The following is a 23,678-nucleotide window of genomic DNA, read 5'->3' as shown; positions in this document are numbered from 1 at the left end:
GCAGCCGACTTCTGGCGGTTCCCGTGCCGCTTCCGGTGCGGTAGACCGAGAAGATCACCGACCAGGGGAGTGCCGCCATGCGGAAGTGGGCCGGGTTCGTCGCAGCGTTCGTGCTTGCCCTGGGAACGGCCGCCCCGGCGCAGGCGGCCGAGCCCACGGCCACCGTCACCGAGGTGCAGGTCACCGGGCCGGTCGCCCAGCGGTTCAACCTCGTCGTGCTCGGGGACGGCTACACCGCCGCCGAGCAGCCGAAGTTCTTCGCCGACGTCGAGCGGCACGTCAGCACCCTGTGGTCGCTCGAGCCGTTCAAGTCCTACCGCAGCTACTTCAACGTCTACGCCGTCTCGATCGCCTCGCCCGAGTCCGGTGTGGACTGTGATCCCGGCCTCGACGCGCCGAAGCGGGACACCCCGCTGAACATGGGGTTCTGGGGCGGCTGCAACCCGCAGAGCGTCCAGCGGCTGCTGACCGTCGACGACGCGGCCGCCCAGCGGTACGCCGATCTCGTGTCCGGCACGACTCGCGCGAACCGCCAGATCCTGGCGCTGGGCAACAGCGCCACGTACGGCGGCGCGGGTGGCACCTACGCGACGGCGTCCGGCGGGAACGCCCTGTCCGCGCTGATCTCGCCGCACGAGCTCGGCCATTCCCTCGGCGGCCTCGACGACGAGTACGACTACTACGCGCGCAATGTCCCCGGTGGCGCGTATGAAGGCGGCGAGCCCGACTCGGTCCACCACACGTTGCTCACCGAGCCGCAGATGCGTGCCCAGCACGCGAAGTGGTGGCGCTGGCTGGGCGAGCCGAGCGAGTCCGGTGGCCGGATCGGCCGTTTCGAAGGCGGCCTGTACACCCAGACCGGGGTCTGGCGGCCGAGCGAGCACTCGATGATGAAGACGCTCGGGTACGCGTTCGACCAGGTCGGCCGCGAGCGGATGACGCAGCGGATCGCGGCGAAGGTCCCGCTCATCGCGGGCGGCACCCCGGCGGGGACGATCGGCGCCGACCGTGTCGTGTGGGTGCGGCCGATGCACCCGGCGAGCCACCGGCTGGACATCCGCTGGACCCTCGACGGCGTGGCGCTGCCCGGCCGCGAGGCGGTCGACCTGCGGACCGCGCACGTCCGGCCCGGCCGCCACACGTTGACGGCCACAGTGACCGACCCAACGCCGTTCGTCCGCGACCCGGCGGTCCGGCCCGCCGCGACGCGCACCTGGACGGTCGACACGTCGGTGGTCACACCCCCGGCGGGTGGCCCGGCGGTGGTGGCCTCGACGCCGACCTCACGCCCGGTCGGCGGCCACGACGTGGTGTACGTCGAAACCGGCGAGCCGACCGGCTCGATCCCGCAGGTCCGGTGGACGCTCGACGGCCGCTTCGCCGGAACGGGCCCCGACTTCGCCCTCGACGCACCCCGCGGCTCCCACCGGCTCACGGCGACAACCGGCGGCACGACGGTGACGTGGACGGTGGACGCGACCGGCCCGGCGACGACAGCGGAGCTGCCCCCGGGAACGGTGTACCACGGTTCGTTCACGATGCGGCTGTCCTCGCCCGACGGAATGCCGGAGTTCCGCGTCGACGGCGACGGCTGGCACAAGTACTACGGCTGGCCGACGGACCCGAACGCGCCGTACCTGTTCACGCCGCGGGGCACGGAGATCGACAGGCTGGCGTACGGCAACCTGGGCGACGGCGGGCTGACGGTGTCGCCGTTCTCGGAGCGGAAGCCGGGGTATGGCATGCACCGGATCGAGTACCGGTCGATCGATGCGGCGGGGAACGTGGGCCCGGCGAAGTCGGTCACGGTGACGCTGCTGCCGTGAGCTGTCCCCATCCGGCGGCGGCTGTGGACTACTGCGCCCGCTGACCGGTTGCCGGCCGGGTTTGTCGGCGGCGGCCGATAGACTGGACTTGGGGACGCCCCCCAGGGAGGGCGGGGGAGTTTCCGGCGAGGTCGGTCGCTACAAGTCGGGGTACCCCGAGTCGACTGGCAGTTCAGCGTCCACCACCCCGAAGCCGCGATTGTGACGACGGCCGGCCGACCCCCCGTCACGGTGACGCTGCCGTAAATCGGTCGCCGCAGTGACCGCGGGCTTGTAAAGTCCGCGCCCATGGGAACATTGTGGATGCCCGCCTGCGGGCGTAAGACTCAGCGGCCCCGCCGCGCCTGACGGCGCGTCTCGCTGAAGATCCGATCGCGCCGTACTTCCGGATGCCCCGGCACCCGGAGGCGGTCGAGTGACCATCCCCGGGTGCTCCATTCCGTAAGTCTGGAGTGCCTCCCTTGTCCCGCTCCGTCCATGGCGGCCGCCATGAGCTCGGCCAGAACTTCCTGCACCACCCCGCCACCATCCACACGATCGTCCGGCTCGTGCGTCGGACCGAAGGCCCGATCCTCGAGATCGGCGCCGGCGATGGCGCGATCACCCGGCAGCTCGCGGCGCTCGGCCGTGACGTCCGGGCCGTCGACCTCGACGAGCACCGGGTGCGCCGGCTGCGGCGCCGGCTGCCGTCGGTGTCCGTGGTTCAGGGCGATGCCCTGCGGATCCCGCTGGACCGGCCGGTCGTCGTCGGCAACCTGCCGTTCCACCTCACCACCCCGATCCTGCGGCGGCTGCTCACCGACGGCAGCTGGAACGACGCGATCCTCCTCACCCAGTGGGAGGTGGCCCGCAAACGCGCGGGCGTCGGCGGCCGCACCATGCTGACCGCCCAGACCGCGCCCTGGTTCGGCTTCGCCCTGCACGGCCGCGTCCCGGCCGACGCCTTCCGGCCGAAACCCGGCGTCGACGGCGGACTCCTGACCGTCGTCCGGCGGCGTGAACCGCTCGTCGATCCGGCCGAGCGCGCGGACTACGAACAGTTCGTCCGCGCGGTCTTCACCGGACGCGGCCGCGGGATCGGCGAGATCCTCCCGAAACGACGGCGCGCCGCCCTGAAGGCCGCCGGGATCCCGCCGTCGGCCCTGCCGCGCGACCTCAGCCCCAGCCAGTGGGCGGCACTGTGGCACGGCTAGCGCGGCCGGCCCGGCACCCCCGGCCGGGTCTGCCAGGGGTGCGGCCCGTCCAGCGGCCGGTACTCCACCCCGAGCGCATCCAGCCGCGGCAGATGGTGGTCGCGCAGCCGTGGCAGGAACTCCGTGTAGTCCCGCGGCCCGGAACTCCAGGCCACCTCCGCGAACGCCGACAGCCGCGGGAAAGCCATGTAGTCCACCCGCCGGACGCTGTCCAGGTGCTCGCTCCACACCTGGGCCTGAACGCCGCGCAGTCGCGGGCCCTCCAGCGCCGGCGAATACGCGTACACGTCCTCCAGCGTGTGGACCCACCCCACCGGGATCGGCTCGCCGGGGTCCGCGGACTGCCGGTGGTCGAGGTAGACGTGCTGCTCCGGGCACATCACCACGTCGTGCCCCGCCGAAGCCGCCCGCACGCCCGCGTCTTCGTTGCGCCAGGCGCCGATCACCATCGGGGGGAGACCGTCGATGTCGAGGACCTCGTCCCAGCCCATCGGCGTCCGCCCGCGCGCCACCAGGTGCTCGGCCAGCAGGCGGACGAACTTGCGGTGCTCGTCGGTGGCGCCCGGCGTCTCGTCGCCGCCCAGTGCGATCACCGGGGACGGGAAGATCTCCAGCAGGTGGTCGAACACCTGCCGGAAGAAGTCCAAAGTGGACGAGCTGGGCGAAAGCAGCGAAGTGCTGATGCCCCAGGAGTCCCAGACTTCGTAGGACGAAGAGTCACCCAAGGAGGGATAAGCCGCCAGCGCCGCTCGCGCGTGTCCCGGGATATCGATCTCGGGCACCACCGTGACAGCCCGCGAAGCGGCGTAGGCGACGATCTCCCGCAGGTCGTCACCCGTGTAGAACCCGCCGTGCGGCCGGCCGTCCTGCGCGCCCCCGCTGCCGACCATCGACGACGGCCGCCAGCCGCCCACCGAGGTCAGCCGGGGGAACGCCGGAACCTCGAACCGCCAGCCCTGGTCGTCGGTGAGGTGCAGGTTCAGCACGTTCAGCTTGTGCGCGGCCAGCAGGTCGACGAACCGCAGCACCTCCGCCTTGGTCCGGAAGTGCCGGGCGACGTCGAGCAGGCAGCCGCGCCACCCGAACCGCGGGTGGTCCTCGACGACCCCGCAGGGCAGCGACGACGGCGTGAACCCGGCCGCCCGGAACGCGGCCGGGCCCGCCAGCTGCCGCAGCGTCTCCCGCCCGTAGACCTCGCCGGCGGCGTCCGCGACCTCCAGGACGACACCGGACGGGGAAATCGAGAGCCGGTACCCCTCCGGCGGCAGCGAAGCAGGCCGGACGTCCACTGTGGACGGCCACGGGCAGGAACCCGGCGCGGGGGTCACCGAGACCGGACGGGGGAGCAGGGTGTCGAAAGCCATGTCAGCCCTTCACGGCGCCGGCCATGCCGGACACCAGCCGTCGTTGGACGAGGACGAAGAACACCAGCACCGGGATCGTCATCAGCGTCGACGACGCCATCACCGCGCCCCAGTCGGTGTCCTCCGGTTTGAAGAACACCAGGATCGCCTGCGGCAGCGTCTGGTTCTCGGTCTTGGACACGATGAACGTCTTGGCGAACAGGAAGTCGTTCCAGGCGTGGATGAACGCGAGCACACTCACCGCCACGAGCCCGGGCGCCACCAGCGGGAACAGGATCTGCCAGGTGAACCGCACCCGCGACGCGCCGTCGAGCTTCGCTGCCTCTTCGAGTTCCACCGGCACCGCGGCGACGAAGCCCCGCAGCATCCAGATCGCGAACGGCAGGCTGAACGCCAGGTGGACCAGCACCAGCGAACCCAGTTCGTTGAGCCCGAGCGCCGGTACCGCCCCGCCGAGGGATCGCATCAGGAAGAACAGCGGGATGGTCAGCGCCTCCACCGGCACCATCTGGGCGACCAGCGTCATCACCAGCAGCACCGTGCGCCCGCGGAAGCGAAACCGTGTCAGAGCCACCGCCGACAGGAAGGACAGCAGCAGCGACAACGCCACGACGACCAGGGCGACGACCAGGCTGTTGATGAAGTACCGCCCGAAGCCCGACACGGTGAGCACGCGCGAAAAGCTGTCGAACGACGGATTCAGCGTCCACGGCTTCGGTGAAGCCGACTGGATCTCGCCCGCCGGCTTCACCGCCGACAGCACCATCCAGTACAGCGGGAACGCGACGATCCCGGCGATCACGACGGTGACGACTTCGGCGATCAGCCGCCCAGGGCGTTTCACAGCCATGCCGCACTCCGGCGTTGCGTCCGGACGTACAGCCCGGTGACCGACAGCAGCAACAGCGTCATCACGACTCCGATCGCCGAGCCGAGGCCGTACTCCTGCCCGGCGAAAGCCTGTTGGTACGCATACACGTTGAGGACCAGGTTGCGCCCGGCCACGCCGCCGCCGTTGGTCATCACGTAGATCTGGGTGAACACCTTGAAGTCCCAGATGATGCACTGGACGGTGGCGATCATCAGCAGCGGCCGCACCATGGGCAGCACGATCGTCCACGTCGTGCGCCAGGCCGACGCGCCGTCGAGCGACGCCGCCTCAAGCACCTCGTCCGGGACGCCCTTGATCCCGGCGTACATGGTGACCAGCACGAAGGGGAACGAGCACCAGATCACCTCGGCCGCGACCAGCCCGAACGCGCCGAGCGTGCCGAACGTCCACGAGTGGTGCTCGAACGGCAGGCCCAGGCCCGACAGCACCTCGTTGACCAGGCCGAAGTCGGTGTCGAAGAGGAACAGCCAGACGTAGGAGCCCGCGATCGCCGGGGTCGACCAGGCACCCAGCGCGGCCAGGAACAGCAGCATCCGCGGCAGCGAGCGCACCCGCGAAGCCAGCACCGCGAGTCCGGTGCCGACGATGAGCGAACCGACGACGCAGGCCGCGGCGAACCCGACGGTCTTGCCGAGCACGGTCCAGAACTGCGCTTGCGACAGCAGGTCCGCGTAGTTCGCGAAGCCGAGGAACACCAGTGGCGCGTTGCCTGCGGCCTGCGGCTGGCCGTAGTCGTAGAACGAAATCAGGATGAGCTGGTAGATCGGGTAGGCCAGCAGCGCGGCGAGCAGGATGCCCGCCGGGGCGAGGTAGAGCGCGGCGGCCCGGCCGTCCCCCTTCCGCCGCGGCCGCCGCGCGGGCGCCGCGACGGGAGGGGACTCCTGGAGCGTCACCACTAGCCGAAGGCCTTGTTCATCGCGGCGGCCGCGTCGGCCAGAGCCGCCGCCGGGTCCTTGCCGCCGGTGGCGATCTGCTGCACGGCCGTCGGCAGCACGTTCTGGCTGTCGATCTTCGACCACGCCGGAGTCGCCGGGACGAACTTCGTGCCCGCCTTGAGCGTGTCGACGAACGGCTTGAGGAACGGGTCGTTCGCGGCCAGCTTCTGCTGCACGCTGCCCAGCGTCGGCAGGTTGCCCATCGCGGTGTACATCTTCTCCTGGTACTTCGCGCCGCCGAGCAGCTCGACGAACTGCAGCGCCAGGCTGCGGTGCTTGCTCGCCTTGAACACGCCCAGCAGGTTGCCGCCGGCGAACGCGGGCGCGGTGCTGCCCGCGGTGGTTCCCGGGATCGGCACGACGGCGTACTTGCCCTTCACCGCGCCCTGCTCGACGGCCTTGCGGTTGAAGTCGCCGCCGATCGTCATCCCGGCCTTGCCGCCGGCGAACGCCGTGACGCTCTGCGTGCCGGTCAGGTTCGCGCACTGCGCCGGCGGGCAGATGTCGTCCTTGAGCAGGTTCGCGTACTGCGTGACGCCGGCCTTGGCCTGCTCACCGGTGACCGCCGACGTCCACTTGCCGCCCTGCTCCTGCGCCAGCTCCCCGCCGTTGGCCCAGAGGAAGGGCAGCATCGCGTAGGTGTACTTGCCGCCGACGGAAATGCCGTAGAGGTCCGGCTTGGCCGCCCGGATCCGGCGGGCGGTGTCGGTCAGCTCGGCCAGCGTCGCCGGGGGCTTGAGGCCGAGCTCGGTGAAGACGTCGGTGCGGTAGTAGAGCGCGCGGATGCCGGTGTACCAGGGCAGGCCGTAGGTCTGGCCGCCGGATTTCGCAGTGTCCAGCACGGTCGGGATGAGGTCCTTGCCCTCGGGCCACGCCGCGAGGTCCCCGGTCAGGTCGGCCAGCGCGCCGGTGGCCGCGTAGTTGGAGACGTCGGTGTTGCCGAACTCGGCGACGTCCGGGGCGTTGGCCGGGTCGTTGAAGGCACCCGAGAACTTGTCGGCGCGGCCTTCGACCGGCACCCACTGGACGTCGACCTCGACGCCCTGGTGGGCCGCCTTGAACTCGGTGATCGCCTCCTTGACCGCGGCCTCCTTGGGCGCGCGGTTGGCTTCGTCGAACAGCCAGACGCGGACGGTGCCGGTCTTGTCGTCCCCGCCGCCGCCCGCGGGGGCGGACTGGGTGGGGGCGCAGCCGGCCAGCAGGGCCAGCCCGGCGACGACGGGCAGGGTGCGGCGCAGTCTCATGAGGAACCTCCCGTGGATACCCTCGTGAGTGCGTAACAGTGTTCTAACACTGTTACGCACTCACGAGGCGAAGTAGACGGAGTTGACGCTGCCGACGGCGAGGCTCCCGGCGACCGCGCCGGGCAGGCCGGTGGCCGGGTCGCGCGGCAGCCAGGTGACGGTGCCGGAGCGCTGGTTCGAGACGTAGAACCAGCCTTCGGTGGGGTCGAGCGCCACGTGCCGCGGCCAGTTGCCGCCGGTCGGCACGGTCGACACCAGCTTCAGCGAGGCGGCGGAAACGGAGAAGGTGGCCAGCGTGTTGGGGCCGCGGACGGTGGCGTAGGCGAACTTCCCGTCCCGCGACAGGATGATTTCGCCCGGGTACAGCTCGCCGGTGCTCCCGGCGGGCACGGCCGGGACGACCGAGAGCGCCGTCAGCTTCCCGGCGGCCGCGTCCCAGCTCGCCACCGTCACCTCCGCCCGCAGCTCGCCGAGGATGTAGGCGAACTTCCCGGTGCGGTCGAACGCGAGGTGCCGCGGCCCCGCACCCGAGGGCAGCTTCAGCTGCTGGTGCAGCGAAAGCTTCCCGGCGGCGAAGCCGTAGACGTACACCGAGTCGGCGCCGAGGTCGACCGCCAGCACCCAGCGGCCGGTCGGGTCGTTGACGACCTGGTGCGCGTGCGCGTCCCGCTCGGCGCCGTGGTGGGTGACGAGGTCCGTGGCCGCGCCGAGCTTGCCGCCGGCCAGGATCGGCAGCACGACGACGCTGCCCGAGCTGTAGTTCGCGGCCAGCACGTACTTCCCGCTCGAGTGCACGCTGAGGTGCGTCGGTGCACCACCCTTGGACGAAACCTTGTTGAGCAGCTTCGGGTTCGCGGGGTCGGCGATGTTCAGCGCCGAGACGTACCCGTTCGGGTCGCCTTCGTTGGTCACGTACAGCGTCTTGCCGTCGGCACCGCGGTCGAACCAGGAGGTGTCGGTGATGCCGGGCACCGTGCGGACGGGGTTCAGCGCGGCGCCGGACCGGCTCGTGACGTCGAGCCCGTGCCCGGTCGCCCCGCTGGTGTAACTGCCGATGTACACGGTTCCTCCGGCGAAGCAGCCTTTCGGCGTGGTGGCGGCCGACGCGACCTGGCTGCCGAGAACGGTGGCGGCGCCCGCGCCGGCCGCAGCGCCGAGGAACGTACGACGGGTGAGTCCGGTCATCGTCTTTGTCTCCCAACGGGTTTCGGCGGTGACAGGCTCCAGTATGGTCTAGACCACGGCCATGAGCAATGCCGAAACCCCGAATCCCGAAAGGGAAAGCACGGTTTCCAGCGCGGTCCAGGACTTCAGCGTCTGCGGCACGGTCAGGTTGAAGTACCGCGAAACGATCCAGAAGCCGCCGTCGTTGACGTGCGAGGCGATGATCGAACCGGCCGAGATCGCCATCACCAGCAGGGCGAGCTGGATCTGCGAATATCCGAGCTGGGCCACGGTCGGCGCGATGATGCCGCTGGTGGTCACGATGGCGACGGTGGCCGAGCCCTGCGCGATCCGCATGCCGCAGCTGATGACGTACGCCGCGAGCAGCACCGGCAGCCCGGCGTCGTGCAGCGAGTCGGCCACGGCCTTGCCGATCCCGGTCGCCGACAGCACCGCGCCGAAGAACGCGCCCGCGCCGACGACCAGCAGGATCATCGCCACCGGCCGCAGCGACTTGGCGGCCAGCTCGTTGAGGTCCTTGCCGGTGAACCCGCGCCGCAGGCCCAGCAGCCAGGACGCGAGCAGCACGGCGACGGTCAGCGCGACCGCGGGCGTCCCGACGAACGCGGCGACACCGGCGAGCGCGGACCCCTTCGGCAGCCAGATGCTGCCGAACGTGCCGGCCAGGATCAGCACCAGCGGCACGGCGATGATCGCCGCGACCAGGCCCAGCGACGGCGGGTTCTCCTCGCGCTCGCCCTCCTCTTCGGCGAACACCATGTCCTCGGGCACCTCGACCGTGATGCGCTTGCCGATCCACGTCGAATAGAGCACGCCACCGATGAGGAACGCCGGGATCCCGCAGGCCAGGCCCATCAGGATGATCCAGCCCAGCTCGACGTGCAGCAGCCCGGCGGCGGCCACCGGACCGGGGTGCGGCGGCAGGAAGGCGTGCGTGATCGACAGGCCGGCCAGCAGCGGCATCGCGTACAGCACCAGCGACTTGCCGCCCTGCTTCGCGGCGACGTAGACCAGCGGGGCCAGCACGAAGATGCCGATGTCGAAGAACACCGGGATGCCGAAGACGAACCCGGCGACACCCATGGCCAGCGGCGCCCGCTTCTCGCCGAACGACCGCAGCAGCGCCCCGGTCAGCACCTTCGCGCCGCCCGAGCGTTCCAGGATCGAGCCGAGGATCGTGCCGAGGCCGATGATCGCCGTGATGTGCCCGAGGATGCTGCCGAACCCCTTTTCCAGCAGGGAGTCCGACGCCTTCTGGGCCGAGCCGACGATCGTCCCGACGGGCAGGCCGGCGGCCAGCGCCGTCAGCAGGCCGACGACGATCAGCGCGATGAACGGCTCCAGCTTCAGCTTGATGATCAGCACCAGCAGGACGGCGATCGAGACGGCGGCGAGCGTCAGCAGCCCGCCCGTGGTGTGTTGCAGCCAGTGGATCATGCGGCTCTCCGGGGGTTGCGCAGGGAGTGTCCGGCGAGGGCGCCGGTGGGACTTCCGTCGTCGAGGGCGGCGACGCCGTTGACGAAGACGTGGGTGATCCCGGCGGCAGGCTGCCGGGGATCGTCGAAGGTGGCGGTGTCGGTGATCGTTTCGGGGTCGAACAGCACCAGGTCGGCGGCGTACCCGGCGCGGACCAGGCCGCGGTCGGCCAGCCGCAGCCGCCGCGCGGCCCGCCCGGTCAGGTGGGCGACGCACTCGGCGAGGTCCAGCACGCCCAGTTCGCGGACGTACCGGGCCAGGTAGCGGGGGAACGTGCCCCAGGCCCGCGGGTGCGGCCGGGCGCCGACGAGCAGCCCGTCGCTGCCGCCGGTGTGCGTGGCGTGCCGCATGATGGCCTGGACGTTCTCTTCGTGCCCGACGTGCATCAGGCACGACGTCCCGAGCCGTTCGTCGAGCAGGGTGTCGAAGTACAGCTTCGCCGGTTCGATGCCGTGCGTGCGCGCCGACGCGGCAACGCTGTGTCCGACGAGATGGGCGTTGTCCTCGTTGCGGACGCCGTTGATTTCGATGGCGTCCCAATCGATCGGGACGCCGTGCGCACCGTCCGAACCGGACTCTTCGATCTCGGCGCGGATCCGCTCACGCTCGTCCACATCGGACAGCCGAGCGAGGGTGGCGTCCAGCCCGCCTTCGGTGGCCCAGCTCGGTAGCAGCGCGCTCAGGTAGGTCGCGCCCGGCAGGTACGGATACGTGTCGAGGGAGATGTCGCAGCCGTCGGCGAGGGCGTCGTCCAGCAGCTTCAGCAGGTCGGGCGCCTTGCCCTTGTTGACCGAGAAGTTCATCGTCGCGTGGGCCAGGTGCAGGGGGCAGCCCGACCTTCGCGAGACGTCGATCATCTCGGCGAAGGCTTCGAGGGCGCCCTTGCCGTAGCTGCGGTGGTGCGGGCTGTAGAACCCGCCCAGCTCGCCGACCACCCGGCACAGCTCGACCAGCTCGCTCGTCTCCGCGTACATCCCGGGCGTGTAGGTGAGGCCGGACGACATCCCCATCGCGCCTTCGCGCAGACCGGTCGCCACCAGTTCCTTCATTCGGTCCAGCTCGGCCTCCGTGGCCGGGCGGTCGTCCCAGCCGACGGCGAGCATCCGGACCGTGCCCTGCGGCACGAGGTAGGCGGCGTTGACGGCGATGCCCCGGTCCAGCCGGTCGAGGTACTCACCGACGGACCGCCAGTTCCAGTCGAACCCCGCCGGGTCGTCGTTCCAGCCCGCGAGCTGCTGCCGCAGGGCGTCGAGCACGACGTCGTCGACCGGCGCGTACGAGAGGCCGTCCTGGCCGAGGACCTCGGTCGTCACGCCCTGGGTGATCTTCGCCGGGTGCTCCGGGTTGGCCAGCAGCTGCAGGTCGGAGTGCGAGTGCATGTCGATGAACCCGGGTGCGAGCACGAGCCCGTCGGCGTCGACGGTCCGGCCGCCGGTGAGCGAGCCAGGGGCGGCGACGTCCGCGATCCTCCCGTCGGTGATGCCGACGTCGTGGCGGGCGAGCGGCGCACCGGTGCCGTCGGCGACCAGCGCGTTCCGGACGACGACGTCCATCAGAACCACGTCCGGACGTAGTCGACGACGGTTTCGCCGTCGGCCGCGGTCACCGGCAGCAGCGGCCACTTGTCGAACACCGTGCACGGGTGCGAGAGGCCGAGCCCGATCCAGTCGCCGACCTCGACCGGCGAGCCCGGCGGCAGCGTGAGGAACGCGTGCTGGTCGTTCATCTTCGCGACGACGTGGCCTTCGAGGGGGTCGGCGGGGCCGTCCGGCGTCCGGCGCAGCTGCGGCTCGGGCATGCCCTCGTCGAAGGACGCGTCCCGCTTGCCGAGGGTGAGCAGCGCGAGCTCGTCCGACGGCTTCGACGTCACCTGAGCCCACGCTCGCAGCGCGGGCCGGAAGGAGTCGACGCCGTCGATGCGCGGGTGGTCGCCGAGCGGGGAGATCTGGCGGTAGAAGCCGTCGTCGTGGGTGAGGTAGGCGCCGCTGCGCAGCACCGGCAGCACGTCGAGACCGTCCGGCCACGGCTTCGGCAGCTCGTTCGCGACCTGGTCGAAGTAGGCGCTGCCGCCGGCGGTGACGATGATCTGCCCGTTCAGGAGTCCCTTGTCCGCGAACGAGATCGCCAGGTCGCGCAGGCCGTCCACATAGGAACTGATCTTGGCGAGCGCGGCTTCGTCGGTGTCGTGCGACAACGCGCCTTCGTAGCCGCCGGTGCCGCGCAGGCGCAGCGCCGGGCTCGCGTGGACCGCTTCGGCGATCGCCAGCGCGGTGGCGGTGTCGCGGACGCCGGTGCGGCCGCCGTCGGCGCCCAGCTCGACCAGGACGTCCACCGGGCGTTCGGCCCCTTCGAGGGCCGCGGTCATCAGCTCGACCCCGCGGACCGAGTCGGCCCAGCAGACGAACTCGAACGCCGGATCCGCCGCCAGCTCGGCGGCCAGCCAGCGCAGGCCCGACGGGTCGAGGAACTGGTTGGCCAGCAGGATCCGCGAGACCCCGAAGGCGCGGTAGATCCGGAGGTGACCGGCGTTCGCGCAGGTCACACCCCACGCGCCGTGCTCGATCTGGCGCGCGAACAGCTGCGGTGCCATGGTCGTCTTGCCGTGTGGCGCGAGCACCACACCCCGGGCGGCGCACCACGCGGCCATCGTCCGCAGGTTGTGTTCGAGCGCGTCTTCGTCCAGGACGACGAAGGGCGCGAAGAACCCGTCGGTGAACAGGTTCAGCCTGCGGTCCGCGGCCTCGTCCAGCGTGAGCCCGGACAGCGCGGGAGCGGCCGAGCGGAAGCGCCAGTCGATCCGCTCCTGGCGGAGGGCGGCGAGCGCGGCGGGGTCCATCTGGCAAGGGTTCATCGGCGGCGACCTCTGTGTTGCGAATGGTGCAGTGTTGCGTATCTTGCAACGACTGTTGCGCATTTTGAGTGTCATAGGTGTAGCATCCGGGTCGCCACAGGTCAACGGGGTGAAGGGCAGGGAGACGGAAAGTGACGAGCGGGCCCGAGGTGTTGTGCGTGGGCGAGACGATGGCGCTGTTCGTGCCCGCCGAACCCGGCCCGCCGGACGAGGTGAAGCACTGGGTGCGCACCATCGGCGGCGCCGAATCGAACGTGGCCTGCAACCTGCCGACGCTCGGGGTGCGCAGCGGCTGGGTGAGCGCGGTCGGCGACGACCCGTTCGGCCGGGCGATGCTGCGCGAGGTCGCCTCCCACGGCGTCGACGTCAGCGCGTGTTCCGTCGACCCGCTGCGCCCGACCGGGCTCTACGTCAAGGAAAGCGGCGCCGGCGGCAGTCCCGTGCGCTACTACCGGGCGGGCTCGGCCGCGTCCGGGATGGGGCCCGAGCTGCTGGACCGGCTCGATCTCGACGGCGTCCGCGTGCTGCACCTGTCCGGCATCACGCCCGCGCTGTCGGACAGCTGCCTGGCCCTGGTGCGGGCGCTGCTGGCCCTGCCCCGCGGCGACCGGCTGATCTCGTTCGACGTCAACCTGCGGCCCGCGCTGTGGGCCGGCCGCGACCCCGGCCTGCTCGCCGAACTGGCCGCGCAGGCCGACATCGTCCTGACCGGCGACGACGAGGCCCAGCGGGTCTGGGGAACCGGCGACCCGGAACAGCTGCGGGCGTTGCTGCCGGGGCCGCGCACACTCGTGGTCAAGCACGGCGAGCGCGGCGCCACACTGGTCGAGGGCGAGCCGCTGTTCGCGCCCGCGCTGAAGGTCGACGTCGTCGAGCCGGTCGGTGCGGGTGACGCGTTCGCCGCCGGGTTCCTCGCCGCGACCCTGCGCGGCGCCACGCCACTGGAACGGCTGCGGCAGGGGCACCTGCAGGCCGCGGTCACCCTGCTCACGCACGACGACGTCGGGGTGCCGCTGCCGCGGGAGGTCGTGGATACCCTGCTGCACGCGGACCCGGACGAGTGGCGTTCGGTGCGGCTGACCGGAGAGGGCGTGGTGCTCCCATGAGCCAGAGCTTGGACCGCGCGCTGACGTTGCTGACCTCGATCGCGCAGGACGCGCGCACCCTCGACGACCTCGCCGACGAGATCGGCGTGCACAAGTCGACGGTGCTGCGGCTGCTGCGCACCCTCGAGCAGCACCACTTCGTCCGCCGCGAAGGTGCCCGGCATTACCGGCTGGGCAGCGCCATGTTCGACCTCGCCAACCAAGCCCTGGACTCCTTCGACGTCCGGCGCAGCGCCCACCCCGCGCTGGCCGCCCTCAACGAGCGCACCGGGCACACCGTCCACCTGGCCAGCTACGAGGATGGCGAAGTCGTCTACATCGACAAGTTCGAGGGCCGGCACTCGGTGCGGATGTACTCGCGCATCGGCAAGCGCGCGCCGCTGCACTGCACGGCGGTGGGGAAGGTGCTGGTCGCCGCGATGCCCGTGGCCCGCCGCGAGGAGATCGCGCGGTCGATCGAATACCCGGTGCGGACGCCGAACACGATCACCACGCCCGCGGAATACCTGGCGGAGCTGGAGCGTGTGGCCCAGCGCGGGTACGCCGTCGACAACGCCGAGCACGAGGACTTCATCCACTGCATCGCGGCGCCGGTCCGGGGGACCGGCGGCGAGGTGCTGGCCGCCGCGTCGATGTCGGTGCCGAAGGTGCTGCTCGATTACGACGGCCTGCTGGCGCTGGTGCCCGAGCTGCGGGCCGCCACGAAGGAAGCTTCCGTCCACAGCGGATGGACGGAGAACGGAAAGGGGCACTGATGAGCAAGACGGCAGTTTCCACCGAGAACGCGCCGAAGCCGCCGGCGAAGTTCTCGCAGGCCGTCCGCAAGGGGAACCTGCTGCAGGTCGCCGGCCAGGTCGCCTTCGACCCGGCGACCGGCGCGATCGTCGGCGACGACGTCGCGGGCCAGACCCGGCAGACGTTCAAGAACATCGAGGCCGTGCTGGCGGAAGCGGGCTCGAGCCTCGCGGACGCGATCATGGTCCGGGTGTACCTGACCGACACCGCGCACTTCGCGCCGTTCAACGAGGTCTACAACGAGCTGATCGGCGACGCGCCGCACGCCGCCCGCACGACGGTGTACGTCGGTCTCCCGGGCGAGCTGCTCGTCGAGATCGACGTGCTCTGCGTGCTGGACTGAGCCTTCGGCGGGCGGTCAGCCCAGGACGCTCGTGTAGCCGTTCAGGGCCGGCTGCCCGCCGAGGTGGGCGTAGAGGACGTTCGCATCGCGCGGAATCTCGCCGTTCGTGACGAGGTCGATGAGCCCGGCCATCGACTTGCCCTCGTACACCGGGTCGGTGATCATGCCTTCCAGCCGGGCGCACGTCTCGATGGCGTCTACTGTGGACTTGTCCGGGATGCCGTAGATCCCGGCGTGGTAGCGGTCGTCGAGTTCGACGTCGGGGATTTCCCCGGCGCCGATCAGTTCGGCGGTGTTGCGCGCGATGCGGGTGACCTGCTCCCGTGTTTCTGCGGGCTTGGCGGACGCATCGATGCCGAGGATCCGGCGCGGCTTGCCGCTCAGCGCGGTCCCGGCGACCATCCCGCCCTGGGTGCTGCCGGTGACCGAGCAGACGACGACGGTGTCGAAGAAGACACCGAGTTCTTCTTCCTGCTTCTCGAGTTCCACGATCCAGTTCGCGAAGCCGAGCCCGCCGAGCCGGTGGTCCGACGCGCCGGCCGGGATGGCGTAGGGCTTCCCGCCGCGCTCTTCGACCTCAGCGACGGCGTTCTCCCACGCCTCCTTGAAGCCGATGCCGAAGCCGGCCTCGACGAGCCGGACGTCGGCGCCGAGGATGCGCGAGAGCTGGATGTTGCCGACCTTGTCGTAGAGCGGGTCGTGCCAGTCGACCCAGCTTTCCTGCACCAGCACGGCCTTCAGTCCGGCCCGCGCCGCGGCGGCGGCGACCTGGCGGGTGTGGTTGGACTGGACGCCGCCGATGGAGACGAGCGTGTCGGCGCCCTGCTCGAGTGCGTCGGCGACGAGGTACTCCAGCTTGCGGGTCTTGTTCCCGCCGAACGCGAGGCCGGAGTTCACGTCCTCGCGCTTGGCCCAGATCCGCGCGCCGCCGAGGTGGGCGGTCAGTCGGTCCAGCGGGTGGACCGGCGACGGGCCGAACAGCAGCGGGTAGCGGGGGAAGTCGGCGAGGGTCATCGGTCCTCCAGCAGTTCGGTCCAGATGGTCGAGATCACCGCGACGGCGGTTTCGGTGTCGTGCTTCTCCAGCGCGTCGATGAGCTTCGTGTGGCGCTCGACGGAGTTCCAGGCGAGCGTCGAGCTGAACCGGGCGTGCTCGAGGCGGCGCAGCAGCGGGGTGTAGCGGTCGAGGGTCGCGGCGACGGCGGCGTTGCCGGCCAGCCGGACCGGGACGTCGTGCAGCTCGTCGTCCGCCTGCACGGCGGCCGCGATGTCCCGGGCCACGATGGCTTCGGCGAACCGGTCGTTGGCCGCCCGCATGGCGGCGATGTCGGCCGGGCGGCACTTCGCGGCGGCCTGGCGGACGGCGAACTCGTGCAGCACCCGGACGATCTCGCGGGCGTCGAGCACGTCGGGGGACATGACGTCGGAGACGCGCGTGTAGCTCTGGGGCTTCTGGTCGACGAGCCCGTCGTCGGTGAGGCGGCGGAGGGCGTCCCGGACGGGAGCTTTCGAGAGCCCGAGCTGGTCGGCGAGGTCGCCGTCGCGCAGGGGGGTGCCGGGCGGCAGGGTGCCGTCGACGATCGCCCGGCGGATCCGGTCGTAGGCCTCGTCGCGGAGGAGCGGGCGGGTGACCTTCGAGAGACTCACATCTAACATGTTAGATGTCGCGAAGGCTGGTCCACAAGCGCTCCAAGGCGGCCCTCGGTGCGTCAGACGCAACCAAGGCCGCCTTGGAGCGCTTGAAGCCGGTGGTCAGTAGACCGGGCCGGTGTACTTCTCCCCAGGCCCCTGCCCGGGCTCGTCCGGCACGGCCGAAGCCTCCCGGAACGCCTTCTGCAGCGACTGCAGACCATCCCGCAACGGCCCGGCGTGCAGGCCCAGGTACTCCGCAGACGCGGTCACGAGCCCGGCGAGCGCGGTGATCAGCCGCCGCGCTTCGTCGAGGTCGCGGTGCGGGGAGGTCGCCGGGTCGGCGTCGGCGAGGCCGAGCCGCTCGGCGCCGGCCGACAGCAGCATCACCGCCGCGCGGCTGATCACCTCCACGCTGGGGATGTCCTCCAGGTGGCGGGCTTCGGGGGAATAAGGGGGCTGTTCGGAGGGTTGTTCTGACACGTCTGGTACCCTTCCACGTGCGACCAGCCCCCGAGTGATCGGGGGCGGCAAGTGGAGCCCCGCTCCCACCCGCGTCACCGTACAGGTGGCCGGGTCCGGTCTCACCCGTCCAGGGTGAAGGAGTGTCCTCCGGGGCACGATCGGAAACAGAGTGGGCCCCGCGCACCGAGACGGTGTCGGGGCCTTCGCTATGTGGGCACCAGGTCGAAACGAGAACAGGAAACATTCCTCGGACCAAGGAGGCCCCATCAGCTCCGAGACACGCATCAACGACCGAATCCGGGTGCCGGAGGTCCGTCTCGTCGGACCCGCCGGCGAACAGGTCGGCATCGTCCGGATCGAGGATGCGCTGCGCCTGGCGCAGGAGAACGACCTCGACCTCGTCGAGGTCGCGCCGCAGGCCCGCCCGCCGGTGTGCAAGCTCATGGACTTCGGCAAGTTCAAGTACGAGAGCGCGCAGAAGGCCCGCGAATCGCGGCGCAACCAGCAGCTGACCGTCATCAAGGAACAGAAGCTGCGCCCCAAGATCGACCAGCACGACTACGAGACCAAGAAGGGTCACGTGTCGCGCTTCCTGGCGGCGGGCAACAAGGTCAAGGTCACGATCATGTTCCGCGGCCGCGAGCAGTCCCGGCCGGAGCTCGGCTACCGGCTGCTGCAGAAGCTCGCCGAGGACGTCACCGAGCTCGGCTTCGTCGAGTCGTCGGCCAAGCAGGACGGCCGCAACATGATCATGGTGCTGGCCCCGCACAAGAACGTGAAGCCGAAGGCCAAGGCCGAGCCCGCCCCCGAGCAGGCCCCCGAGGCGTAGGCGCCGACCAGCACGAGTCAGCGGCTCACCGGTTTCTCCGGTGAGCCGCCGCACGAAAGAGGACAGAAATGCCGAAGATGAAGACCCACAGCGGGACGTCCAAGCGGATCCGCAAGACGGGTTCGGGCAAGCTGCGCCGCCAGATGACCGGCCGGCGCCACCGCATGGAGAAGAAGTCCAGCCGCGTCACCCGCCGTCTCGAGGGCACCACCGAGGTGTCGAAGACCGAGGTCGGCCGCGTCAAGCGCCTGCTCGGCATCTGATCCCGCAGAACTTGCTGTAACCACCCGGGGCGTCCCCCTCGCCCCCTGAGATCGACAGGATGGACCCGTGGCACGCGTCAAGCGGGCGGTCAACGCCCAGAAGAAGCGTCGCGCAACTCTCGAACTGGCCAGCGGCTACCGCGGCCAGCGTTCGCGGCTGTACCGCAAGGCCAAGGAGCAGACGCTTCACTCGCTGAACTACGCCTACCGGGACCGCCGTGCCCGCAAGGGTGACTTCCGCCAGCTGTGGATCACCCGCATCAACGCGGCCGCTCGCGCCAACGGCGTGACCTACAACCGGTTCATCCAGGGCATCAAGGCCGCGGGTGTCGAGGTCGACCGCAAGATCCTCGCGGACCTCGCCGTCAACGACGCCGCCGCCTTCACCGCGCTGGCCGAGCTCGCCAAGGCCAACGTCAACACCGGCGAAGCGAAGTCGGCCTGACCGGCAGCTTTCCACGACCCGGGGCGGAACCGTTCACCGAACGGACCCCCCGGGTCGTTGCTGCGCGCAAGCTGACGCGGCGCGCGGAACGCGACAAGACCGGCCGGTTCCTGGCCGAAGGCGCCAACGCCGTCGAGGCCGCGTTGGCGGAGGGAACGGTGCACGAGCTGTTCGTCACCGCCCGGGCGTCGGAGCAGCACGCGGACCTGGTCGACGCGGCCCGCGCGGCCGGCGTCGGCGTCTCGCCGATCACCGACCGCGCCGCCGACGGCCTGTCGGAAACCGTGACGCCGCAGGGCATCGTGGCCGTCTGCGCGCTGCTGGACCGGCCCCTCGAGGAAGCCGTGACCCCGGCCGCCCGGCTCGTGGTGGTGCTGGTGGACGTCGCCGATCCCGGCAACGCGGGCACGGTCATCCGCGTCGCCGACGCGGCCGGCGCGGACGCGGTCGTCCTGGCGGGCGACACGGTCGACCCGCACAACGGCAAGTGCGTCCGCGCGGCCGCCGGCAGCCTGTTCCACCTGCCGATCGCGCGTGTCCGCGACGTTCCGGCCGCGCTGGCCGCCTGCTCCGCCGCGGGCCTGCGGACGTTCGCCGCCCACGGCTACGCCGACGCCGAGCTCGATCGGGTGGACCTCACCGCGCCGACGGCGTGGGTGTTCGGCAACGAGGCCCACGGCCTGCCCGCGGACGTCCTCGACCGCACCGATCTCGCCGTCCGGATCCCGCTGTACGGCCGCGCCGAGAGCCTCAACCTGGCCACCGCGGCGGCGGTCTGCGTCTACACCAGCGCGATGGCGGCGCGGCGCTGACCAGCGCCGCCCGGGCCGCCGGCCGGACCGGCGCGGAGCCTGCGGGGCGACCGGGGCCGCGCGGAGCCGATCCCATAGACTTTTCCCGCCTTTGACCTCTCGCGTGCCGTGTGCGGCGGAGCGCGAACGACCAGTCCCAGCGGACGCCGAGGAGTTATGTCCGGAGCCACGGAGAAGGAAGCACAGGGCGCGGTACTCGCCCCCGAGACGCTGCAGGAGGCGGTCAAGGCCGCCGAAGCGGCGTTCGCCGCCGCGACCGGGCTCGAAGGGCTGGCCGAGGTCAAGCCGGCCCACCTCGGTGACCAGTCCCCGGTGGGCCTGGCCCGCCGCGGGATCGGCGCCCTGCCCAAGCAGGAAAAGGCCGAGGCGGGCAAGCGCGTCAACGAGGCCCGCCAGGCCGTCCAGGCGGCCTTCGACGCCCGCCGCGCCGAGCTCCAGGCGGAGCGCGACGAACGCGTGCTGCGCGAAGAAGCCGTCGACGTCACCCTGCCGTGGGACCGCGTCCCGCGCGGCGCCCGGCACCCGATCAGCACCATCTCCGAACGCGTCGCGGACGCCTTCGTCGCGATGGGCTACGAGATCGCCGAGGGCCCCGAGCTCGAAGCCGAGTGGTTCAACTTCGACGCGCTGAACTTCGGCAAGGACCACCCGGCCCGGCAGCTGCAGGACACGTTCTACGTCGGCGAAGAGGACTCGGGCCTGGTGCTGCGCACGCACACCTCGCCGGTCCAGGCGCGCACGCTGCTGCACCGCGATCTGCCGGTGTACGTCGTCTGCCCCGGCCGGACGTACCGCACCGACGAGCTCGACTCGACCCACACGCCGGTGTTCACCCAGGTCGAGGGCCTGGCGGTGGACAAGGGCATCACCATGGCCCACCTCAAGGGCACGCTGGACGCCTTCGCCCGCGCCATGTTCGGCGAAAGCTCCAAGACGCGGCTGCGTCCGCACTTCTTCCCCTTCACCGAGCCGTCCGCGGAGGTGGACGTCTGGTTCGAAGAGAAGAAGGGCGGCCCCGGCTGGGTCGAGTGGGGCGGCTGCGGCATGGTCAACCCGAACGTGCTGCGCGCCTGCGGCGTCGACCCCGAGGTGTACTCCGGGTTCGCCTTCGGCATGGGCATCGAGCGCACCCTGCAGTTCCGCAACGGGATCCCCGACATGCGCGACATGGTGGAGGGCGACGTCCGCTTCACCCTTCCCTTCGGAACGGAGGCGTAGTGCGAGTCCCAGTCAGCTGGCTGACCGAACACCTCGAGCTCGCTGAGGAGGTCACCCCGCAGGACCTGGCCGACGCGTTCGTCCGGATCGGCATCGAGGTCGACGACCTGCGCGAGCTCGGTCCCGTGACCGGCCCGCTGGTCGTCGGCCGGGTGGCCGAGATCGAGGAGCTCACCGAGTTCAAGAAGCCGGTGCGCTTCTGCCGCGTCGACGTCGGCGAGCCCGCCGACGAAGCCGAAGAGCTCGACGAACTCGACGACGAAGACGACGAGGACGACGACGAAGCCGGCGAGTTCGACGAGGGCCCGCACGGCATCAAGACCCGCGGCATCATCTGCGGCGCGCGCAACTTCGTCGAGGGCGACCTGGTCGTCGTCGCGCTGCCGGGCGCCGTCCTGCCGGGCGACTTCGAGATCGCGGCCCGCAAGACCTACGGCCGGATCAGCGACGGCATGATCTGCTCGGCGCGCGAGCTCGGCCTCGGCGACGACCACACCGGCATCCTCGTGCTGCCGTCGGGCACCGCGAGCCCGGGCGACGACGCGAGCGAGCTGCTCGGCCTCGACGACTCGGTGATCGAGCTCGCCCCGACCCCCGATCGCGGGTATGCGCTGTCGATCCGCGGCCTCGCGCGCGAGCTGTCGAACGCGCTCGACGTGCCCTTCGGCGACCCGGCCCTGCTGGAGGTCCCGGCGGCCGAGGGCGACGCCTGGCCGGTCCGCGTGGAGGACCCGGAAGGCTGCCCGCGGTTCGTGCTGCGCCGGGTCACCGGCCTGGACGCCACCGCGCCGACCCCGTGGCGGATGCGGCGGCGGCTGATGCTGGCCGGCATCCGGTCGATTTCGCTGGCCGTCGACGTCACCAACTACGTGATGCTGGAGCTCGGGCACCCGCTGCACGCGTTCGCCACCAAGGCCATCCAGGGCGATCTGGTGGTGCGCCGGGCGAAGGCGGGCGAGAAACTGACCACTTTGGACGACGTCGAGCGCACGCTCGACCCGGACGACGTGGTCATCGCCGACGACAGCGGCGTCATCTCGCTGGCCGGCACGATGGGCGGCGCGAGTACGGAGATCACGCCGGAGAGCACGGACGTGCTGCTCGAGGCGGCGCACTGGAACCCGGCCGCGATCAGCCGCACCGCGCGGCGGCACAAGCTGTTTTCGGAGGCCGCCAAGCGGTTCGAACGGTTCACCGACCCGCAGCTGTGCGCGGCCGCGGTCGAGCTGGCCGCCCGGCTGCTGCGCCAGTACGGCGACGCGGCCATCCAGCCCGGCCGCACCGACGAGGGCGTGGTCGAGCCGAACCCGGCGGTCGTGATGCCGATCAACCTGCCCGACAAGGTCGCGGGCGTGAATTACCAGCGCGGGGTCACCGTCCGCAGGCTCACCCAGATCGGCTGCAAGGTCTCGGTCGGCACGGGCGACGACGGAACCGGCCTGGTCACGGCGATCCCGCCGAGCTGGCGCGGCGACCTGCGCCAGCCGGCCGACCTCGTCGAAGAGGTGCTGCGGCTGGAGGGCTACGACAGCATCCCGTCGACGCTGCCGGCGGCCCCGGCGGGCCGCGGCCTGACCGACGCCCAGCGTCGCGTCCGCGGCGTTTCCCGGGCGCTGGCCGAGGCCGGGTACGTCGAGGTGCGTCCGTTCCCGTTCATCAGCGACACCGTGTGGGACGCGTTCGGCCTCCCGGCCGACGACGTCCGCCGCAACACGGTCGTGGTCCGCAACCCGCTGGAAGCCGACCGCAACCGCCTGGCGACGACGTTGCTGCCGGGCCTGCTGGACACGATGCAGCGCAACGTGTCCCGCGGGCTGAAGGACGTCTCGCTGTACCACATCGGCCAGGTGGTGCTCCCGGCGCCGAACCCGCTGAAGGTCCCCGACCTCGGCGTCGACCGGCGGCCGTCGGACGAGGAACTGGCCCTGCTGGAGGCCGCGGTGCCTCAGCAGCCGCTGCACGTGGCCGTGGTCCTGGCCGGAAACCGCCGCCGCGCGGGCTGGTGGGGCGCGGGCGAGCCGGCCAACTGGGCCGACGCGGTCCAGGCGGCCCGCACGGTCGCGCAGGCGGCCGGCGTCGAGCTGACGGTCCAGGCGGCCGACCTCCCGCCGTGGCACCCCGGTCGCTGCGCCCAGCTCCGGGTCGGCGACTGGCCGGTCGGCCACGCGGGTGAGCTGCACCCGAAGGTGGTCGAGGCACTCGGCCTGCCGCCGCGCACGGTGGCGATGGAGCTGGACCTCGACGCCATCCCGCTCCCGGACGACCGCCCGGCGCCGAGCGTGTCGGGCTACCCGCCGGTGCTCCTGGACGTCGCCCTGGTGGCGGCGGCCGAGGTCCCGTCGGCGGACCTCGCCGCGGTGCTGCGCGAGGGCGCGGGCGACCTCCTGGAGGACATCACGCTGTTCGACGTGTACGCGGGCGAGCAGGTGGGCGAGGGCAAGCGATCGCTGGCGTACAAGCTGCGCTTCCGCGCCCCGGACCGCACGCTGACGGTCGACGAGGCCACCAAGGCCCGCGACGCGGCGGTGGCAGCGGCAGGCGAGCGCTTCAACGCCACCCTCCGCGCCTGACGGCCAAGTCCGGCCCCTCCCGCGCACCAGCCCGGGAGGGGCCGGACCCCGTGATGGCCCAGCAATCACGCAAAAAGCCCCTCCAGACACGCAAGATCCCCCTCCCATCACGCAACCGACCCTCCAGGCACGCAAGCCGACCCTCCAGGCACGCAGGCCGACCCTCCAGGCACGCAGGCCGACCCTCCAGGCACGCAAGCCGACCCTCCAGGCACGCAGGCCGATCCTCCAGGTACGC

22 protein-coding genes are annotated in these 23,678 nt (G+C 71.3%); 11 read left to right on the top strand and 11 right to left on the bottom strand.

The annotated features are described in order from the left end of the window. The first annotated feature begins 77 nt into the window (after positions 1-77). Positions 78-1,826, top strand: coding sequence for a M64 family metallopeptidase (locus ACFPLC_RS44380; RefSeq protein ID WP_378190133.1), 1,749 nt, complete (start codon positions 78-80; stop codon positions 1,824-1,826). Positions 1,827-2,287: 461 nt separating this feature from the next. After that, positions 2,288-3,019 carry a 23S ribosomal RNA methyltransferase Erm gene (gene erm / locus ACFPLC_RS44375; RefSeq protein ID WP_378190132.1) on the top strand — a complete coding sequence of 244 codons (732 nt, stop codon included), beginning with the start codon at positions 2,288-2,290 and terminating at the stop codon, positions 3,017-3,019. Here the strand turns inward: erm and ACFPLC_RS44370 are convergent. Genes ACFPLC_RS44370 through ACFPLC_RS44335 form a run of 8 tightly spaced genes read right to left on the bottom strand, consistent with a single transcriptional unit; the run spans position 3,016 to position 12,966 of the window. Next, on the bottom strand, positions 3,016-4,383 hold the full coding sequence (locus ACFPLC_RS44370) for a beta-N-acetylhexosaminidase (RefSeq protein ID WP_378190130.1): 1,368 nt from the start codon (positions 4,381-4,383) through the stop codon (positions 3,016-3,018). The genes erm and ACFPLC_RS44370 overlap by 4 nt on opposite strands. Before the next feature lies 1 nt (position 4,384). Then, positions 4,385-5,233: a carbohydrate ABC transporter permease gene (locus ACFPLC_RS44365; RefSeq protein ID WP_378190128.1), complete on the bottom strand. Its 849-nt coding sequence runs from the start codon at positions 5,231-5,233 to the stop codon at positions 4,385-4,387. Further along, on the bottom strand, positions 5,224-6,171 hold the full coding sequence (locus ACFPLC_RS44360; protein ID WP_378190126.1) for a carbohydrate ABC transporter permease: 948 nt from the start codon (positions 6,169-6,171) through the stop codon (positions 5,224-5,226). The genes ACFPLC_RS44365 and ACFPLC_RS44360 overlap by 10 nt, the downstream gene beginning before the upstream one ends. Beyond that, entirely contained in the window at positions 6,171-7,454 is a 1,284-nt protein-coding gene (locus tag ACFPLC_RS44355; RefSeq protein WP_378190124.1) for an extracellular solute-binding protein, read from the bottom strand. Before ACFPLC_RS44355 ends, ACFPLC_RS44360 begins: the two co-directional genes overlap by 1 nt. A gap of 60 nt (positions 7,455-7,514) precedes the next feature. Next, a complete protein-coding gene (locus tag ACFPLC_RS44350; protein ID WP_378190122.1) occupies positions 7,515-8,639 on the bottom strand; it encodes a lactonase family protein in 1,125 nt (374 codons plus the stop codon). Positions 8,640-8,687: 48 nt separating this feature from the next. After that, a complete protein-coding gene (locus ACFPLC_RS44345) occupies positions 8,688-10,076 on the bottom strand; it encodes a GntP family permease (protein ID WP_378190121.1) in 1,389 nt (462 codons plus the stop codon). Then, on the bottom strand, positions 10,073-11,668 hold the full coding sequence (locus ACFPLC_RS44340) for an N-acyl-D-amino-acid deacylase family protein (protein WP_378190119.1): 1,596 nt from the start codon (positions 11,666-11,668) through the stop codon (positions 10,073-10,075). Before ACFPLC_RS44340 ends, ACFPLC_RS44345 begins: the two co-directional genes overlap by 4 nt. Then, positions 11,668-12,966, bottom strand: a complete 1,299-nt coding sequence (locus ACFPLC_RS44335) for an amino acid deaminase (protein WP_378190117.1) — start codon at positions 12,964-12,966, stop codon at positions 11,668-11,670. Before ACFPLC_RS44335 ends, ACFPLC_RS44340 begins: the two co-directional genes overlap by 1 nt. A gap of 170 nt (positions 12,967-13,136) precedes the next feature. Between ACFPLC_RS44335 and ACFPLC_RS44330 the strand changes: the two genes are divergently transcribed. The 3 genes from ACFPLC_RS44330 to ACFPLC_RS44320 are packed head-to-tail and all read left to right on the top strand — an operon-like array spanning position 13,137 to position 15,210. Next, a complete protein-coding gene (locus ACFPLC_RS44330) occupies positions 13,137-14,072 on the top strand; it encodes a sugar kinase (protein ID WP_378190289.1) in 936 nt (311 codons plus the stop codon). Beyond that, positions 14,069-14,827 carry an IclR family transcriptional regulator gene (locus ACFPLC_RS44325; protein WP_191313226.1) on the top strand — a complete coding sequence of 253 codons (759 nt, stop codon included), beginning with the start codon at positions 14,069-14,071 and terminating at the stop codon, positions 14,825-14,827. Before ACFPLC_RS44330 ends, ACFPLC_RS44325 begins: the two co-directional genes overlap by 4 nt. After that, the gene (locus tag ACFPLC_RS44320) at positions 14,827-15,210 is read left to right on the top strand and encodes a RidA family protein (protein ID WP_364260593.1); all 384 of its coding nucleotides are present in this window, start codon (positions 14,827-14,829) and stop codon (positions 15,208-15,210) included. Before ACFPLC_RS44325 ends, ACFPLC_RS44320 begins: the two co-directional genes overlap by 1 nt. Positions 15,211-15,225: 15 nt before the next feature. On the opposite strand, the gene ACFPLC_RS44315 is transcribed toward ACFPLC_RS44320, so the two are convergent. From ACFPLC_RS44315 to ACFPLC_RS44305, 3 genes are all read right to left on the bottom strand, one after another. Then, on the bottom strand, positions 15,226-16,224 hold the full coding sequence (locus tag ACFPLC_RS44315) for a 1-aminocyclopropane-1-carboxylate deaminase (protein WP_378190115.1): 999 nt from the start codon (positions 16,222-16,224) through the stop codon (positions 15,226-15,228). Next, the gene (locus ACFPLC_RS44310) at positions 16,221-16,865 is read right to left on the bottom strand and encodes a GntR family transcriptional regulator (RefSeq protein WP_191313232.1); all 645 of its coding nucleotides are present in this window, start codon (positions 16,863-16,865) and stop codon (positions 16,221-16,223) included. The genes ACFPLC_RS44315 and ACFPLC_RS44310 overlap by 4 nt, the downstream gene beginning before the upstream one ends. A 96-nt stretch (positions 16,866-16,961) precedes the next feature. Next, positions 16,962-17,321, bottom strand: a complete 360-nt coding sequence (locus tag ACFPLC_RS44305) for a DUF1844 domain-containing protein (RefSeq protein WP_191313234.1) — start codon at positions 17,319-17,321, stop codon at positions 16,962-16,964. 190 nt (positions 17,322-17,511) lie between these two features. Here ACFPLC_RS44305 and infC point away from each other — a divergent pair, with 190 nt between their 5' ends. From infC to pheT, 6 genes are all read left to right on the top strand, one after another. Beyond that, positions 17,512-18,132, top strand: coding sequence for a translation initiation factor IF-3 (gene infC / locus ACFPLC_RS44300; RefSeq protein WP_086840451.1), 621 nt, complete (start codon positions 17,512-17,514; stop codon positions 18,130-18,132). Between the two features lie 68 nt (positions 18,133-18,200). After that, entirely contained in the window at positions 18,201-18,395 is a 195-nt protein-coding gene (gene rpmI / locus ACFPLC_RS44295; RefSeq protein WP_361102923.1) for a 50S ribosomal protein L35, read from the top strand. 67 nt (positions 18,396-18,462) lie between these two features. Continuing rightward, positions 18,463-18,840 carry a 50S ribosomal protein L20 gene (rplT, locus tag ACFPLC_RS44290; protein WP_004559056.1) on the top strand — a complete coding sequence of 126 codons (378 nt, stop codon included), beginning with the start codon at positions 18,463-18,465 and terminating at the stop codon, positions 18,838-18,840. Continuing rightward, positions 18,837-19,652 carry a TrmH family RNA methyltransferase gene (locus ACFPLC_RS44285; RefSeq protein ID WP_378207843.1) on the top strand — a complete coding sequence of 272 codons (816 nt, stop codon included), beginning with the start codon at positions 18,837-18,839 and terminating at the stop codon, positions 19,650-19,652. The genes rplT and ACFPLC_RS44285 overlap by 4 nt, the downstream gene beginning before the upstream one ends. Before the next feature lie 156 nt (positions 19,653-19,808). Beyond that, positions 19,809-20,870, top strand: a complete 1,062-nt coding sequence (gene pheS, locus ACFPLC_RS44280) for a phenylalanine--tRNA ligase subunit alpha (protein WP_191313238.1) — start codon at positions 19,809-19,811, stop codon at positions 20,868-20,870. Continuing rightward, positions 20,870-23,440, top strand: a complete 2,571-nt coding sequence (gene pheT, locus ACFPLC_RS44275) for a phenylalanine--tRNA ligase subunit beta (protein ID WP_378207815.1) — start codon at positions 20,870-20,872, stop codon at positions 23,438-23,440. The genes pheS and pheT overlap by 1 nt, the downstream gene beginning before the upstream one ends. The last annotated feature ends 238 nt before the right edge of the window (positions 23,441-23,678 follow it).

The sequence above is a fragment of the Amycolatopsis plumensis genome (assembly GCF_042652605.1).
In the GTDB taxonomy this organism is placed as follows: domain Bacteria; phylum Actinomycetota; class Actinomycetes; order Mycobacteriales; family Pseudonocardiaceae; genus Amycolatopsis; species Amycolatopsis plumensis.
The sequence above is the reverse complement of the archived record's forward strand: the minus strand, read 5'-3'. Positions and strand labels throughout refer to the sequence as shown.

Coding starts and splice junctions, on each gene's coding strand:
- ACFPLC_RS44380 (WP_378190133.1), top strand. CDS start 78: ATGCGGAAGTGGGCCGGGTTCGTCGCAGCGTTCGTGCTTGCCCTGGGA.
- ACFPLC_RS44370 (WP_378190130.1), bottom strand. CDS start 4,383: ATGGCTTTCGACACCCTGCTCCCCCGTCCGGTCTCGGTGACCCCCGCG.
- ACFPLC_RS44365 (WP_378190128.1), bottom strand. CDS start 5,233: ATGGCTGTGAAACGCCCTGGGCGGCTGATCGCCGAAGTCGTCACCGTC.
- ACFPLC_RS44355 (WP_378190124.1), bottom strand. CDS start 7,454: ATGAGACTGCGCCGCACCCTGCCCGTCGTCGCCGGGCTGGCCCTGCTG.
- ACFPLC_RS44350 (WP_378190122.1), bottom strand. CDS start 8,639: ATGACCGGACTCACCCGTCGTACGTTCCTCGGCGCTGCGGCCGGCGCG.
- ACFPLC_RS44345 (WP_378190121.1), bottom strand. CDS start 10,076: ATGATCCACTGGCTGCAACACACCACGGGCGGGCTGCTGACGCTCGCC.
- ACFPLC_RS44340 (WP_378190119.1), bottom strand. CDS start 11,668: ATGGACGTCGTCGTCCGGAACGCGCTGGTCGCCGACGGCACCGGTGCG.
- ACFPLC_RS44335 (WP_378190117.1), bottom strand. CDS start 12,966: ATGAACCCTTGCCAGATGGACCCCGCCGCGCTCGCCGCCCTCCGCCAG.
- ACFPLC_RS44330 (WP_378190289.1), top strand. CDS start 13,137: ATGGCGCTGTTCGTGCCCGCCGAACCCGGCCCGCCGGACGAGGTGAAG.
- ACFPLC_RS44325 (WP_191313226.1), top strand. CDS start 14,069: ATGAGCCAGAGCTTGGACCGCGCGCTGACGTTGCTGACCTCGATCGCG.
- ACFPLC_RS44320 (WP_364260593.1), top strand. CDS start 14,827: ATGAGCAAGACGGCAGTTTCCACCGAGAACGCGCCGAAGCCGCCGGCG.
- ACFPLC_RS44315 (WP_378190115.1), bottom strand. CDS start 16,224: ATGACCCTCGCCGACTTCCCCCGCTACCCGCTGCTGTTCGGCCCGTCG.
- ACFPLC_RS44310 (WP_191313232.1), bottom strand. CDS start 16,865: ATGTTAGATGTGAGTCTCTCGAAGGTCACCCGCCCGCTCCTCCGCGAC.
- infC (WP_086840451.1), top strand. CDS start 17,512: ATGTGGGCACCAGGTCGAAACGAGAACAGGAAACATTCCTCGGACCAA.
- rpmI (WP_361102923.1), top strand. CDS start 18,201: ATGCCGAAGATGAAGACCCACAGCGGGACGTCCAAGCGGATCCGCAAG.
- pheS (WP_191313238.1), top strand. CDS start 19,809: ATGTCCGGAGCCACGGAGAAGGAAGCACAGGGCGCGGTACTCGCCCCC.